Annotated in this window: 11 protein-coding genes; 6 read left to right on the top strand and 5 right to left on the bottom strand. The window is 40.2% G+C overall.

What is annotated here, in order from left to right; genetic code table 11:
- The first annotated feature begins 60 nt into the window (after positions 1–60).
- The 3 genes from QZT73_RS13725 to QZT73_RS13715 all read left to right on the top strand — a co-directional run bounded on the left by QZT73_RS13725 (position 61) and on the right by QZT73_RS13715 (position 5,446).
- Positions 61–822: a hypothetical protein gene (locus QZT73_RS13725; protein WP_291782785.1), complete on the top strand. Its 762-nt coding sequence runs from the start codon at positions 61–63 to the stop codon at positions 820–822.
- Positions 823–996: 174 nt separating this feature from the next.
- The gene (locus QZT73_RS13720) at positions 997–2,214 is read left to right on the top strand and encodes a porin (protein WP_291788702.1); all 1,218 of its coding nucleotides are present in this window, start codon (positions 997–999) and stop codon (positions 2,212–2,214) included.
- 202 nt (positions 2,215–2,416) lie between these two features.
- A complete protein-coding gene (locus tag QZT73_RS13715; RefSeq protein ID WP_291788700.1) occupies positions 2,417–5,446 on the top strand; it encodes an ATP-binding protein in 3,030 nt (1,009 codons plus the stop codon).
- On the opposite strand, the gene QZT73_RS13710 is transcribed toward QZT73_RS13715, so the two are convergent.
- Together QZT73_RS13710 and QZT73_RS13705 are read right to left on the bottom strand one after the other, a co-directional pair.
- The gene (locus QZT73_RS13710; RefSeq protein ID WP_291788698.1) at positions 5,434–6,363 is read right to left on the bottom strand and encodes a tetratricopeptide repeat protein; all 930 of its coding nucleotides are present in this window, start codon (positions 6,361–6,363) and stop codon (positions 5,434–5,436) included. The two genes, QZT73_RS13715 and QZT73_RS13710, sit on opposite strands and share 13 nt — an antisense overlap.
- Positions 6,364–6,372: 9 nt before the next feature.
- A complete protein-coding gene (locus QZT73_RS13705; RefSeq protein WP_291782537.1) occupies positions 6,373–7,452 on the bottom strand; it encodes an AI-2E family transporter in 1,080 nt (359 codons plus the stop codon).
- A gap of 139 nt (positions 7,453–7,591) precedes the next feature.
- Between QZT73_RS13705 and QZT73_RS13700 the strand changes: the two genes are divergently transcribed.
- Both QZT73_RS13700 and QZT73_RS13695 read left to right on the top strand, forming a co-directional pair.
- Positions 7,592–8,584 carry a cation diffusion facilitator family transporter gene (locus tag QZT73_RS13700; RefSeq protein WP_291782535.1) on the top strand — a complete coding sequence of 331 codons (993 nt, stop codon included), beginning with the start codon at positions 7,592–7,594 and terminating at the stop codon, positions 8,582–8,584.
- 393 nt (positions 8,585–8,977) lie between these two features.
- Positions 8,978–10,426, top strand: coding sequence for an amidohydrolase (locus tag QZT73_RS13695; RefSeq protein ID WP_291782534.1), 1,449 nt, complete (start codon positions 8,978–8,980; stop codon positions 10,424–10,426).
- Positions 10,427–10,562: 136 nt separating this feature from the next.
- Here the strand turns inward: QZT73_RS13695 and QZT73_RS13690 are convergent, their stop codons facing one another.
- From QZT73_RS13690 to QZT73_RS13680, 3 genes are all read right to left on the bottom strand, one after another.
- Entirely contained in the window at positions 10,563–12,593 is a 2,031-nt protein-coding gene (locus QZT73_RS13690; protein WP_291788696.1) for a M3 family metallopeptidase, read from the bottom strand.
- Between the two features lie 224 nt (positions 12,594–12,817).
- On the bottom strand, positions 12,818–14,689 hold the full coding sequence (locus tag QZT73_RS13685; RefSeq protein ID WP_291788693.1) for a CocE/NonD family hydrolase: 1,872 nt from the start codon (positions 14,687–14,689) through the stop codon (positions 12,818–12,820).
- Positions 14,690–14,796: 107 nt separating this feature from the next.
- A complete protein-coding gene (locus tag QZT73_RS13680; protein WP_291788720.1) occupies positions 14,797–15,363 on the bottom strand; it encodes a sulfate ABC transporter permease in 567 nt (188 codons plus the stop codon).
- A 157-nt stretch (positions 15,364–15,520) separates the two neighbouring features.
- Between QZT73_RS13680 and QZT73_RS13675 the strand changes: the two genes are divergently transcribed.
- The coding region (locus QZT73_RS13675; RefSeq protein WP_291788691.1) for a tol-pal system protein YbgF at positions 15,521–16,488 on the top strand (968 nt) is incomplete at its 3' end.

The following is a 16,488-nucleotide window of genomic DNA, read 5'->3' as shown; positions in this document are numbered from 1 at the left end:
TAGACCGCTATTTGATTGCCTTTTTTCCTATTTTAAAGAAAAATCCCTCAAGCTATGGAAATGGAACCCATCATAAATCAGCATTATCCCAATGCTAAAACAGGAGAAGAGATAACTTTCAGTTATTTGAATCTCCTTGCCAGAGAGTATAAGACAAACCTTAAAAAAATGCTTTTTGCTACATCTTTATGCTCAGATGATGTGAATGTTTCCACCGATTTTAGAAAGGTCCTTAACAGGCCGTTTTCAATGGGAGGCTTGGGGGGTCTGCCTTATTCCGGTCTGACAGGGATGGTTGCCTTCTCGCACCATATTCCTGATGAAGGGGATGCCTTTATATTTTATGGTCCTCATATAGGGATTACAGATGAAGGAGAATTGGGCAGAATGAGAAGAGTCGGTCAGAAAAAGCTTACCAATAGCTGTGGCGCCCTGATGTTGGCCTTGCAACGCTTTCAGCAGGATACTGAAGGAGAGGAAACTTATGTGCCCCATTTGGTGGAGTACGATTATCAGCAGGTCTTGCTCGAACAGATGTTGATGCCTTTTAAAACAAGGATCTTGAATGCTGAGAATCCCAAAAAGGAAATCACTGAAGTAGCCTACTATAAGATCAATAGACAGATCAACCGTCTGGTCAGGATGTCCATCAATGAGTTTAAATGTGAAAAAATTTTCCTCCTTGGTGGGGTAATTATCAATACTTCTGAAGATTTCCACGATTATGTGGATATCAGGAATTTTGAAGTGATTCACACCAAAGACCAAGAACAATATATTCCCAGTTCTATTTTGGACACAGAAGCATTTCAACACTTGTAAAAGCATCCCTCGAAATATTGATTTGTTTTATGCATTTCCCAAAAGGCTGATTTTTTTAAATGATTAAAAATGCATTACAATATTCCAAATAGTCTTTGTTTAACAGGTTGATTTGATATTTGTAAAAATGATTTATATTTAATCCGTTTTGAAACCAAAAAGTAGGTGGATACAATGTTCTTAAGAGCTGGGAAAAGAGTCATACTGCTGATGGTTCTTTGGATGTTTTTTCTTTTTTTTTCACCGGCATCAGGTCAAGTGGTGGAAACAGATGAAAGGGCACTTTTATTGGTAGAGGATGGGATCAGTTTTTCCAAAGATTCCCTGTTTTTGATGAATTTCAGGTTCAGAATGCAAAACCGGGCAGGATTCAATACCTTGGAAGGGGATGATTTCAGGGTAAATGAATTTGAAATGCGGGTTAGAAGACTTCGCCTTCGGTTAGATGGGTTTGTAGGGCATCCAAGATTACAATATTATATTCAATTGGCTTTTTCTAAAGCAGATTTGGATTTGGAAAATACATTGATTGCACAGCCCATAAGGGATGCAATCGTCTATTATATTGTCAATCAAAATTTTTACCTGGGATTTGGACAATCCAAGCTTCCAGGTAACAGGCAAAGGGTAAACAGTTCTGGGAATCTACAGTTTGCAGACCGTTCAACCGCTAATGCTCTGTTTAACATTGACAGGGACTTTGGATTGTTTTTGTATAAAACTTTTCCTTTTAGCAATACCTCTGAACTGCAGTTCAAAGGGGCATTGACAACAGGAGATGGAAGAAATGCCTCAGCCATAAATAATGGACTGAGTTATACCGGAAGATTGGAATACCTTCCTTTTGGGCCCTTTTTGAACAATGGAGATTACTCAGAAGGAGATTTGGAATTTGAAACAAATCCAAAGCTCTCAATTGGAATAACCCTATCCGCCAATCAAAAAGCCGTAAGGGCAGGAGGGCAGTTGGGACAGAACCTGTTTGAAGCACGAAATATGAACAGCTTGATAGTAGATGGGGTGTTCAAATACCGAGGTTGGGCTGTTTTGGGAGAGTACTTAGAAAGAAGTTCTTTGGATCCCATTACAAGCAATGATATGGGCGATATAAGGATAGTACAAGTTGGATGGGGTTTAAATACCCAAATCAGTAGAATGTTGGACAGAAAACACGAACTTGCATTCAGATATTCAAAAGTGACACCTGATCCAGAAATCATTCAGTTTCAGGATCGAGTGGATGAAGTCCTTCTTGGTTTTTCCAGATATGTCAACGGACATAGAATTAAATTTCAGGCAAATGTAGGCTATAAGTGGCTGGAAGGACTTTCCAGTTTTGAAAATGTGGGTAATTCATGGACTGGAATGTTTCAGGTAGAATTCGGAATCTAATGAGTAAAAGGCATATTTTTAGATTTTAAAAGCAAAAAATTTGGTGTAAAAGGCAATTTGATGTATGTTTACAAAGATTATTGTATAGCACCACAATTTTCATAAAATTGAAAACAAAAGAACAGACAGTTTGATATAACTTCTGATGAAGGAAAGAGGTATAAATAATACTTTCAAGAAAATAATTTTTGAATCCAGCGAAATGGTATTTTTAGCTGATGATTCTTATCCCTATAATATTTTTTATAGTAATCAGGCTTTTGAAAATCAGATAGGGCAGTTTTTGGATGAGAGAAACCTCGTTGGTCTTGGACTGGATATCAATTCATATATCTTTAATGAAGAATTAATACTGACCTTTATGGGGGTCGAGTATACTTTTTATTTGGAATTGCCTCAGGAAAATGCGTCAAACTATTTTCTTTTTTACAAAGGGAAGGAGTTAAGGGGGCAAGGGCTTCCCAATAAAAACGATTCCCAGTATTTTTTCAGGAACTCCATTGACCTTATCGGGATTGGCCAAGAGTCATTTCTTACCTGGGTAAGCAGTTCGGTGAAACCGGCTTTGGGCTACAACCCGGATGAAATTACCAATATTGAGCTTTGCAGTTATTTTCATCCTGATGATCTAGAAAAAGTTAAATCCTTGGTTTTGGATTTTCGGCAGGAAAGGAAAAACACCAACTTTGAGGCTAGATTGTTGACTAAGGATGGCGATTACAGGTGGTTTGAGTTCAATGTTCATTTCATCGTAGGCAAGTTTTATGCTGTAGCCAGAGATATTACCGCATCAAAAGAATTACTGGACCAGAAGCAAAACCTGAACGAACTTTATGCCTTAGGTGAGAAACTTGGACATATTGGTTTTTGGGAAATCAATACAGAGGATAAGGGTGTTTATTTTTCGGAGGAGACCTACAATATTTTCGGTCTGAAGAAAAATACAGCATTGACATTGGAAAGTATGGTCAATCTTTTCCAGCCTGCTGATAGGTCCATGGTTAAGAATGCGGTATCATCACTGATCTCCTCCAGCAAGGAAATAGATTTATTATTGGAAATCAAAGCAGGGGAAGATGGTTTCAAGTGGATAGAGTTTTCAGGTAGGGCACATATCCTTACCAATAAAACCTCAAGGATTTTTGGGACTATCCAGGATGTAAGCAGGGATAAGGAACAAGCAAATTACCTGGGCTTGTCCAAGGAAATTTTGGATGGTTTTCCTGACGGTGCTTTTGTGACGGATATGTCGGGAAAAATTATTTTCTACAACCAATTGGCACAGCAAAGAATTGGTTCCAAAGATGGTCAGGCCTTTCCGGATCAAATTGCTAAACTTGAACCTTTGTTTGATAAAAAAGAGGTTTGGGAAAACCACCTCAGCCATCTCAGCGCGGAGGGGGTTAAAACCTATCAAAGTGAGTTATTGACTTTGGAAGGTAATGAACTGCATGTCGAAATTGCTTCCAAATTGGTCCAAATCCAGGAAGTAAATCATATAGTTTCAAGTTTCAGGGAAATATCTGCTGCTAGGGAAAAATCGCTTGCCGAAAGTGCAGCACCTGATTTCCTGACACATCTTACCGAACAGATTCCAGGGGCCTTGTACCAATTTGTCGTGGACAAAGATGGAGAAATGAAGTTTTCCTACCTCAGTCCGGGAATTCAGAATATTCTGGATCTCAAAGACAAAGAAGTGGCAGGGTTCAATGACGTTGGCAAAGCCATTTCCAAAGTACATCCGGAGGATATCGCCAATGTATTGACAACAACGGTATCATCTGCAAGAAAGCTTACGCCTTGGTCCTGTAAATTCAGGATTATAGAGCCGGAAACCAAAAACTATAAATGGGTGCTTGGTGCAGCCAAGCCCGAACAACTCGAGAATGGAGATGTGGTGTGGTACGGTTACCTTACAGATATCACAGATCAAAAGAAATTTGAAGATAAGTTAAGGAGTGCCAAAGAGGAAGCCATGAAGGCCAGTCAGATCAAATCTGAATTTCTTTCCATTATCAGCCACGAACTCAGGACCCCCCTTAATGCCATTTCAGGTTCGGTTTATTCCCTTTTGCAGGATGACCATACCCCAGTACAGGCCGCGGCATTTAATACCATTAATTTTGCAGTGGACAATTTGATCACAATGATCAATGACCTCCTTGACTTCCAAAAGATTGAAGCTGGAAAACTCAACCTTGAGGTAAGTCCAATGAATTTGGAGGAGGTCGTCAAAAATGTCATCAATGGCTTGGAATACCATGCCAAAGACAGTGGCAACAAACTTTCATTGCATTTCAAGCAGGATGCAGGTATTGAAGTGAAAGGAGATAAGGTCAGGCTTTCACAAGTATTGAATAACTTGATCACCAATGCACTTAAATTTACGGAAAAGGGAAGTGTTGACGTAACTGTAGATATCCGTGAAAATGAAGCCTCTAAGATCAAGGTTTATTTTGAAGTTAAGGATACAGGAATTGGGATTGCTGAGGAGCATAAAGACCGGGTTTTCAATGAGTTTGATCAGGTCCAGAATTCTTTCAGTAAAAAATATGGCGGCACAGGTTTAGGTCTTGCCATCACCAAAAAGCTATTGGCTTTGATGGACAGTAAAATTGACCTTTACTCTGAAGTGGGAGCGGGTTCCACCTTCTTCTTTGAAATAGAGTTCGAAAAAATGTACGGGCAGGTTTCAAATTTTGCGGAAGATGAGCACCAACCGAAGGTAGAGCTCAAACCCAACAAGGTGGAAAGAATAGCACCTTTAGAAGAACCCAAGAAGCAGACAAAGGCTACAGTATCAGATCTAGAAAAACAAGAACCGGAAAAGCCTAACGGTACCAAGCCCAAAACGCTATCGGAGGTTAGACTTTTGATGGCTGAAGACAATGATGTCAATGCCTTGGTATTAGGTAAAATCATCAAAAAATGGGGTATTCAATACCACAGGGTGAGCAATGGAAAGCTTGCAGTAGAAGCTGTTCAAGATGGAGAATACGATTGTATATTGATGGATATTCAAATGCCGGTAATGAATGGCTTTGATGCTACCGAAAAAATAAAAGAAATTTGCAATGTACCTGTATTGGCCCTTTCTGCTGCAGACAAAATAGAGGTAATGGACAGAATCGAAAAAACAGGTTTTGATGGTTATGTAGCCAAACCTATTGATGCTTCTGAGCTCCTAAGAAAAATCAAAGAGGTACTCAAGATTGCCAATCAAAGTGCCTGAGCCATTTTCAGGTATTCCTGAACAAGGGGCATGTCCGGAACTTTACCAAAAACATCTTCCAGGTATCTCAAGGCCAGCTCTTTTTCTTCTTTTTTAGCATAATAAATACCCTTGTTCCGTAAAGCATATAAGTTTTTGGAATCTTGTTTCAAACTGTAATTGATATCCTCCAATCCACTTTCCAATTCTCCTAGGAAGAGTTTATACAGTCCCCTGTTATTATAGTAATAAGCATCTCTTGGGTTAAGGAAAATTGCTTTTTCCACTGATGCCATTGCCTGAGAAAAATCCCCTTCTTCAAAACTGATCATAGAGCGCAGGTTATAGATATTTGGTTCTTCCGGATTTAAATCTTCAGCATTGCGCAGTATATCTGAAGCCAGATCATAATTTTTCTGTTCATAACAAATGATGGCTTTGTTTACCAAAAGGTCGGAATTACCCGGTTCTAAGAGTAATCCACTATCAAAAGCTTGTAATGCTTTATCATGGTCTTTCAATTGCGCTAAAACCATTCCGTATAGAAAGTGACTCTGCCAGTTGTCTTCAAATAGTTCTACTGAACGCTCAGCATCAGCAAGGGCCTTGTAATATTCTCCATTATCCATCAAAGCCAATCCTCTTTGGAAAAGAGTAGCCCTGTGTTCAGGCATTACAGTTAATACCGCACCGTAATCCCTGATCGCATCGTCCAACCTATTGTTCCTCTGATAGACCAAGCCACGATTATAAAGTGCGTCTACAAATTCAGGATCTATTTTGATGGCTTCCGAATAAAAGTCTATGGCTGATTTGGTGTCATTTTCTTTGAGTTTTTCATTTCCTTTAAGTAGAAAACGGCCTTTTTTATCATCTTCACTATCACATGCCACCAAAGTGAAAAGAAAAAAAAGGACTACTAGCCATTTACTGTTCATGTTATAATTCTAAGTTTTTTTCTTTTTTTCTTCTTCTTCTTCACCTAACAATAAAGCAAAGGGCAAAGTTGCCTCATTGAGTTCAAAAATCTGTCGAAGAACCGCCAAGGTCGGAATAATGATAATCATGCCAGCTATTCCCCAGATGGCTGCACCTATCATCAAACCCAAAAAAGTCACAAAGGCATTGAGGTTAACATTGGCACCGACAATTTTTGGAGTCAGGAAATTGCTTTCAATCAATTGTATGATCTGAAAAGCAGCCACTACTCCAAAAGGATACCAAAGACTGTCTTTGGTAAGAAAGGCAAATATTGTGGGCAGGATAGCCCCCAGGAAAGGGCCCAAAAAAGGAATGATATTTAAAATACCGGCAAAAACTCCAAAGAAAACTGCATGCTTTATTCCGAAACCAAATAAAATGGCTGTATTCAATACGGCAAGTATGGCCATTACCTTCAGCACCCCGATGATATATTTTTGAACAACCTTTCTGAGATTTTTTATTTCATGCCTGACTTTTTCACTTTCCTGATCTTTGAAAAGCCTTGAAATGAACAAAGTCAAATGGTCTCTGTACAACAGGAAAAAAAAGATGAAAACAATCAGTAAAACAAAGGAAGTAAGGGAACCCAGGGTTCCGAAAATAAAATCTGCCACACTCCTGCTGTTTTCCTCAAGCAAGTTGATAAGGTAATCCTGATCGATTCCTTTTCCAACACCTGTTTCAATTTTTAGTTTATCAGAAAGAAACACTTCCAGATCTGCCAGGTATTTATTCAGCTTTTCACCAACATTTCCAAGATCCCTGCTGAAGCTTGCTACTTGGAAAGCAATAAAGGTCAAAAGTCCCAATATCCCCAATACTGCCGTAAGCAGGGCGACTATGGAACTCATAATTCTGGAAAATTTCTTGGTTTCCAGCCAATTGCCCATTGGTACCAAAAGGGCGGATACATAGCCGGCCAGGAAAAGAGGGATTAAAATGTTTTTGCCCAGGATCAGAATAAATATGATCACAATGATCAATAATAACACTACCAACACACGGATGGTAGCAGGGAGTTTGGTTTTGTCTATATCGCTCATAAATTCAGAAAAAAGGAAAGCTGTTGAATATATTTTTGTTGACTGTTAACCTGTCAAATAAGAAATTCACATTAGAATTTTAAGAAATAAAGGGCTTTCCTTAAAATTAGTTTTATTTTGGCACTTTAACCTAAAAAAAGTGGAAAGAGAGCGGACGTATTGGATAAAAGTTTCATTTATCATCAGTGTAATTCTGTTGATTATAAAATTCTATTCCTTCTATATTACCAATTCAACAGCTATTTTGACTGATGCCTTGGAAAGCATTGTGAATGTAGTTGCGGCGTCTTTTGCTTCCTATAGCATTTACCTGAGTTCCAGACCAAGAGATGACAATCATCCTTATGGTCATGGGAAAATAGAATTTTTCAGCGCAGGGGTAGAAGGTACCCTGATCATGATTGCAGGCCTTTTTATTATATATCAGGCAATTTATAATTTCTTTTTCCCTCACGAATTGGAAAAATTGGTTGAAGGGATCATCTTGATCTCTTTCTCAGGATTGTTGAATGGTTTTGTTGGATTGCTTTTAAAAAAGAAAGGAAAAGAACTCAACAGCATTACCCTTGAAGCCAATGGAAAGCATTTGTTGACAGATACTTTGACTTCTGTTTTATTGATTTTGGGAATAGTGATTATTTACCTGACCAACCTTTATTTTCTCGACTCGGTCATTGCTATTTTATTCTCGCTTTATATTCTCTATTCAGGATATGGCTTGGTCAGAAAATCAGTTGGAGGCTTAATGGATGAGGCTGACCCTGAGGCTTTGCAGTCCACAGTTGAGGTGATTAACAAGAACAGAAAACCTAATTGGATAGATGTACATAATATGCGGGTCCAACAATATGGGGGGGATAGGCATATAGATCTGCACCTTACATTGCCCTATTATTTGGATTTGGGGCAGGTACATGATGAGGTGGAGGAGCTGGAAAAGGTATTGGAAGATGACTGGCCCGGGGTGATGGAGGTTTTTGTGCATGCTGATCCCTGTATTCCTGAAAAATGCTGCCATTACTGTCAAATCACAGATTGTCCCGTAAGAAAGTACCCAATTGATAAAAAAATAGATTGGAATGCAGAAAACGTAGCCAAGAACCAAAAGCATTACCACGAACTGAGTAGTTAAATTATATATTTCGAAATACAAAAATAAAATTTCCCATTTATTTGATTGACTACAAATTAATTTGTATATTTTGCAAAAAAAAAGCTATGAACGAGGAAAAACAATTCAAGGTACTTTTGGCGATATCGTCAATCGTATGGTTGATCCTTGTTGGGTTACTCATTGTGGTCTAACAGGATACAAAGAGTGCTAGAAGCCTTGCACAAGACAGCTGATGCTTTTCAAATGGATTAAAGAGTTTAAAAAAGAGATTGCATTGTTGCAATCTCTTTTTTTTAGGGTTTTTTCTCCCAATTTTTTTAGCAATTCAACTTATTGAAAATTCTGTTTTGTTTTACAAGGGCATATCCTATTTTTATAAATATTAAATTCACAAAATAAAATCAGTACAATATGAAAAAGATCATATTCAGTTTATTGGGGGCATTTCTCTGTTTGACTGCTTGGGCTCAGGAAACCTCCCATGATGCATTTATTGTAAGGCATCTGGATAACAATACAGAAAGATTCTCTAAAGTTGCTCGAGAGATTTGGGAAAATCCAGAACTAGGGTACCTGGAATTTACCAGTTCCAAATTATTGGTAGAGGAGCTTCAGGCTGCAGGCTTTGATGTGGAAACAGGACTTGCGGATATGCCGACTTCTTTTTTGGCCACCTACGACAAAGGAGGACCGGTATTGGGATTTTTGGCCGAATACGATGCTTTACCAGGCTTATCTCAGGATGCAGTTCCCTTCCGTTCTGTACTTGTAGATGGGGGTAATGGTCACGGCTGTGGCCACAACCTTTTTGGTACTGCAGTAGTGGCATCAGGGATCGCACTAAAAGAATGGATTGACGCCAATAATATCCAAGCCACGATCAAGATATTTGGCACCCCTGCTGAAGAAGGGGGGGCTGGAAAAGTATATATGGTAAGGGAAGGTCTTTTTGAAGGTGTTGATGCTGTAATCAATTGGCACCCAGGAGATAGAAATGCAGCCAATGCATCTACCTGTACTGCTGTGATGCAGGGTTATTTTAAGTTTCATGGTCAGACTTCCCATGCAGCTGGTGCTCCTGAAAGAGGGCGTTCGGCACTTGATGGGGTAGAGGCGATGAATATGATGGTCAATATGATGCGCGAACATGTGGATCAAGAAAGCAGGATACATTATGTGATTACAAATGGCGGATTGGCGGCCAATGTGGTGCCTGATTATGCCGTGGTGGAGTATATGGTCAGGCATCCGGATGTAGTAGAAGTAAAAGACATGTGGGAAAGGGTAATCAAAGCGGCTGAAGGAGCAGCATTGGGAACAGGAACGCAGGTGGAAGTAGAAGTAGTGGCAGGGATTTATGGACTTCTGCCAAATGAAACTTTGGCCAAAACCATGCACAAAAACCTAAGCATCGTAGGTGGAGTAGAATACAATGAGGATGAAATAGAATTTGCCAAACAGATTCAGACTACCTTCAACTCCCCTAGGGTTCCGCCGCTTTCTGTAGCCAAAGAAGTGCAACCGTACAAATTGTCTCATTTTCCAGCCTCAACCGATGTTGGGGATGTCAGTTATGTGGTGCCCACCGTCGGCTTAAGCACAGCAACTTGGGTACCAGGAACAGCGGCGCATACCTGGCAGGCAGTTGCTGCTGATGGGATGAGTATAGGCTATAAAGGAATGATGGTCGCTGCCAAAACCATGGCCCTTACAGGGAAAGACCTGATCCTGAATCCCCTATTGATCAAGGAGGCCAGAAAGGAATTTGATGAAAGGCTGGATGGATTGGTTTATGAGCCTTTGATAGGGGATATGGCTCCACCATTGCATTTTAGAGCTGAGCAAAACAAGGTAAAATAAGTCTTGGATTGTATTGAACTTCCTTCTTGGAAAACTGCATAAAAAATCCCACAAAGATTTTAAACCAAAAAAGCATGTTGCTTTTTTGAAGATTTAAACTTTGTGGGATATTTTTTTTCAGCTGTTGGCTTATTCCTTAGTTGAGAAGTCCTGCCCTTTTCAGCAGGGCCTCTGGTCTTGGTTCTCTTCCCCTAAACCTTTTATATAGGATAGAAGGATGTTCTTTTCCACCAGCCGACAAAACGTTCTCCTTAAATGAATCAGCGGTTACTTTATCAAATATTCCACGTTCCAAAAAGAGTTCAAAAGCATCTGCATCCAGTACTTCTGCCCATTTGTAACTGTAATAGCCGGCGGCGTAGCCCCCTTGGAAAATATGTGAAAAGGAGGTACTCATTAAAGTGTCCTTCACCTCGGGGAGGAGCTGTGTGTTCTGCATGACCTTCCTTTCAAAGCTGTGGATATCTGTGATTTTTTCTGGGTCTGTACCATGGTAAGCCATATCCAGCAAACCAAAACTGATCTGTCTTACCGTTTGATAGCCCTGCTGGAAATTAGCCGCATTCTTAATTTTTTGAATAAGGTCGACAGGAATGCCAGCTCCTGTTTCATAATGTTTGGCAAATAGGTCCAGACAGTCCTTTTCATAACACCAGTTTTCAAAGATCTGTGATGGGAGTTCTACAAAGTCCCAATACACACTGGTGCCGGATAAAGATTCGTAATTGCCATTGGCCAACATGCCATGAAGTGCATGCCCAAACTCGTGGAATAAAGTCGTCACTTCATTGAAAGTGAGTAAAGAAGGCTTGCTTTTAGTGGGTTTGGTAAAATTGCATACGATGGATACATGGGGCCTGTGGTCTTTTCCATCCATCACTTTTTGTCCCCTGTAACTGGTCATCCAGGCACCGTTTCTTTTGCCCTCCCTTGGAAAAAAGTCAGCATAGAATACAGCCAGATGCTTTCCTTCTAAATCCACTACCTCATATGCAGTAACATCAGGGTGGTACTTGGGGATGTCCTTATTTTCTATAAAGCGTATTCCAAACAGTTTTTCTGCTGTAGTAAATACCCCATCAATGACATTTTCCAATTTGAAATAGGGCCTTAATAATTCATCATCTACTTCATACTTTTTCTTTTTCAGTTTTTCGGAATAATAGGCAAAATCCCACTTTTCTAACTGTTCCAATCCATCCAAATCTTTGGCAAAAGCGGTTAATTCTTCCAGTTCTTTTTCTGCTTTGGGCTTGGCCTTATCCAAAAGATTGTGCAAGAACTCCATTACAGCCGGAGCATTTTTTGCCATGCGTTCTTCCAGTACAAAATCTGCAAATCGTGGGTAACCCAAAAGTTTGGCCCGCTCATTTTTCAGCGCCAACATGTTTTTGATATGCGCACGGTTATCCAGCGCATCTCCTTTGCTTGCCTTGGTATTGTATGCAGTAAAAAGTTCCTTTCTCAATGCCCTATTTTCGGCATAGGTCATAAAAGGAAGGTAACTCGGGAATGCCAAGGTAAAAACACATTGGCCAGGCTTTCCTTTTTCTTCTGCGGTTTGTGCAGCGGCTTCTTTGATGGCTTCCGGTAAGCCCGATAAGTCATCTTCATTGTCTATCACCAATTCATACTTATTGGTTTCTGCCAGCACATTTTCTCCAAATTTTAGTCCAAGCTGGGAAAGTTCCTTGTCAATTTCCCGCAATCTTGCTTTTTGCTTTTCATCCAACCTGGCGCCGTTTCTTACAAAAGCTTTGTAAGTTTTTTCCAAAAGGGTTTTTTGCTCTTCGGTCAATTGGAGCTGGGACTTTTGTTCATAAACCTGCTGAATCCTGCTAAATAGTGCTTCATCCAATAGGATATCATTGCTATGGGCGGTCAAAAGTGGAGAGATTTCTCTAGCCAATGTCTGAATATGCACATTGGTTTCTGCACTGTTCAGGTTAAAAAAGATGGCACTAATGCTGTTTAGTTTTTCACCTGACCTGTCAAGGGCCACAATAGTGTTCTCAAAATCGGGTAGAGCGATGGACTTAATAGCCGTGATTTCTTCCTTTGCCAACTCTATGGCCTTTTTTACCGCAGGAAGGAAATGTTCGTTTTTTATCAGGTGAAAAGGTGCTGTTTCAAATGGGGTGTTAAATTTTTCCAATAATGGATTCATAAAATCTTTTATTTGTGTGCAGAGTATTAACAGGTACAAACTTAAAGAAGTTTGCTTGAAAGTAGGAAAATAGAGAAAAGGGACTAGAATCAAGTAGCATTAACCAAGAGGCAAGGTCTACCAAATACAATGTACCAAGAGGAATAGTGTTTGGTGGACTAAGAGAAGTGAAAAAAGGGGAAAACATTTCCCCCCTTTTTGCTTTAACTTTTTTTTCCTCAGGTTTACTTCAGTACCTGAACATGAATGGCTGTTGGATTTTCAGCATCATGATAGACCTTATGGGTAGCCTTGATGAAATCGGAATCATCGGCTTTGAAAATATTCTCCACGTATTTTTGTGGATTCCTGTCTATCAGTGGGAACCAAGTGCTTTGGATCTGGATCTGGATTTTGTGCCCCTTCTTGAAGGTATGCATCACATCTTGTAATTGTAATGGGACGGAAGTTTTTTCACCAGAAACAAAAGGCTTGGGTTCAGAAAAATTTTCTCTATATCTGCCCCTGATCACTTCTGATCTCACCATCATATGGTAATTGCTCAGGTGTGTTCCCTGTTGTACCCTTTCATGGTCAGGGGTATCTGGGGGAAATACATCCACCAATTTTACAATCCAATCCGCATCGGTTTCAGTAGTGGAGACCATCAGTTTTGCCAAAATCTCGCCGGCAAGCGTCACATCTTCTTCCAGGACATCAGTTTCAAAGACCAGTACATCGGGCCTCCTTGCCGCAAAGCGCTGGTCATCGGCCATATATTTTCTTGGGGTAAAATTAAATTTGATATCTGGGCTGTAAGGAACAGGTTTGGATGGGTCAGAAACAAAAGTGGAGGACTCATTGCCCATAGGAACTTGGGTGTTCAACTTTCCATTGGCATGAGGAAAATATATCCTTTCACTGGCTTCTTTGGGAGGCCATGCATCAAACATCCTCCATTCTTTATTGCCGGTATCAAAAACGTAGGCTTCGGGAAGATTGGTCTTGCCATCTGCTGGACCTTTCAGGAAATGCTCAAAGAACTCAGCTTCCACATGATGCTGGTACCAAGTGGAAATTGAATCTCCAAAATAAATATTGGAGACCTGTTGCTGCCCACTTTCTCTGGCCCAATCTCCATGTGACCAAGGCCCCATCACCAAGGTGTTGTAGGTGTTGGGATTATTTTTTTCTATGGTTTTATAGATGGTCAGAGGTCCATACAGGTCTTCTGCATCAAACCAGCCCCCTACAGTCATTACAGCAGGTTTTACATCATTCAAATGTGGGATGATGCTTCTTTTTTGCCAGAATTCATTGTAATCTGGATTTTCCTTAAGCTGGGTCCAGAAAAAATTGTCCTCACCATAATATTGGTCTGCATTTTTCAGAGAACCCATATCCATAAAAAACTGATAGGCATCCTTTGTGCCGGTATTGACCATACTGTACCAAGGTTTATCAGTAGGACCATCATGCTGATAGCCGAATACCGAAGTGGCAACCCAGTAACTTAAGAAATAGGCACCGTTATGGTGAAAATCATCAAAGTAGAAATCTCCAATAGGGGCCTGAGGAGAAACTGCCTTCAAAGCCGGATGGGCAAATGGTAGGGAAGCGGCGGAATAGAAGCCTGGATAGGAAATGCCCCACTGTCCAAATTTGCCATTGTGGTTATTGATGTTTTTAAGTAACCACTCGATACTATCAAAAGTATCCGTACTTTCGTCTATTTCTTTACTGCCTTTTTTACGGACAGGGACAGTAGGTCTCATATTGTCATATTCTCCTTCTGACATCCACCTTCCGCGCACATCTTGATAAACAAAAATATAACCATCCTGCATCATCTTTTCAGAGGGGCCGAGTAGGGTTTTCATTTTCCCCTCCCCATATGGGCCTGCGCTGTATGGTGTCCGCTGCATGACAAAGGGATATTTTTTGGATTGATCTTTGGGAGTATAGACTACGGTATGCAATTTTATTCCATCCCGCATGGGAATTTGATATTCGCTTTTTTCATAATTGCTGCTTACAAAGTCCGTTGCTTGGGAAAAAGCCAAAAGGCTGCTCCCAAGAAAGGACCAAAAGAGAATGAGTACCTTATAATTTTTCATGCAATTTGATTTTTTTGTGTAAAACTTGCCTTTGTACATAGTGAAGAATAGTCATGTAAATATAGGAGCAAAGCTAAAGTTGGGAAAAGGCTTTGTGTGGAATGGCTTTATTTATATACCAAAATGTAGAACAAAAGCCAGAGCAGAAAAAACAACACATAGCTGGAAAGTATCACGATGAAAGAAGCTGTTATTTTACGGCCACTGATACTGTGAAAACCTAAAGCCAAAAAAATGATGTAAAGAAGTTCGAATAGGTTCAAAGCACGGAGTGGATAATGGTACTTCGCTTCAAGACTATCATTTGCCAAGAGACCAAAGAGGGACAATGGGTAAAAGTCCCGGATTTCTTGAAAGGAGACGCCTTCCTGAGGTTGTATATAGTAGACCATTTTGAGGATTTCAGCCAAAAGGAAAAATATTTCAGCAAAAAGCACCAAACGCCAAAGACTCCCAAAGCTTACTTTATAACCAAATGCAAATGAGCCTGTCCAAATAATAAAAGCGGTTACAGTAAATTTCCACAAGAGTGCAAAAGGTGTCCAAAGGTAATTGAGCGCATTGAAAATATGGAACAGCGCGAAAGACCCTTCCCTTTCCAGATCACTGTAACCCGGGATAGAAGTGAGGATGATATCATTGGTAACAAAACGTACCAGCAGAAAAAAAATCACTAGCGCCAAAAAAAATATCCTTTTGTCGAAATCCAAAAGCGATTCTATACGTTGAGAGATTGTGGTCTTTTGCTGTTGCATCAAAATAAATAAATCTTGCCAAATCTAAACGATTGTTTGGAATACCCCATAATTTTGCGGGAAATTTAGAATATATATGATATTGGGTAGAAAACCGGTTTTTATCTTGATCTTGACTTTATGCTGGACGCTGTCCCAATCCGGGAACAGGCTCCTTTTGGCATTTCAGTCACCTGCTTTAGCCCAAAATGATATTTTGGACACTGTCGCTGGACTGGGATTGGAAGAACAATATTTGCTTTTGGACAAAGGGCTTCAGTTCAGAATAACGGAGAATGTCAATGCCCTTTACAATTTCGAGTTTGAAAAGGCAGAGCGGGGTTTTAAAGTAATGGAGTACCAATATCCGGAACATCCCTTACCATATTTTCTGCAGGGACTGAGTACATGGTGGAAAATTGCACCGGATATAGAAAACAAACGCTATGATGACCTTTTCCTGAAACAGATGGATGTGGTGATCGATAAAGCCAAAAACCTGCTGGACGAGGAACCTGATAATAAGGAAGCTTCTTTTTTTCTGGCCGGAGCCTACGGTTTTCAAGGGCGCTTATTGAGTGAAAGGAAAAGTTGGACCAAAGCGACTTTTGCAGGGAAAAATGCACTCAAATACCTTAAACAAAGTAAAGGAGAGGAAGAATTGAACCCGGAATTGCTTTTGGGAGATGCCCTGTTCAATTATTTTTCAGTTTGGATTCCTGAAAATTACCCCATCTTAAAGCCTGTAGTCGCGCTTTTCCCCAAAGGTGATAAGGAATTGGGGCTTGAACAGTTGGAGGATGTTGCCAAAAATGCCTTTTATGCCAGGGTAGAGGCCCAATATTTTCTTTTTAGGTTATATGCTTCCGAGGAAAGACAGCCCTACAAGGCTTTGGCCATTACAGATTACCTGCATCATAAATTCCCCAATAATCCATACTTCCATCGCTCTTATGCCAGGCACCTTTACACCGTGGGACGCATGATGGAGTCCAAAGAGCAATCGGAGGAAATTCTCAGGAGAATAGAAGAAAACTGGACCGGTTACGAAGCCAATAGTGGTCG

Origin of the sequence: Cecembia sp. (assembly GCF_007126775.1) — a bacterium.
Classification (GTDB): Bacteria; Bacteroidota; Bacteroidia; order Cytophagales; family Cyclobacteriaceae; genus Cecembia.
This window is presented reverse-complemented; position numbering and strand designations above follow the sequence as displayed.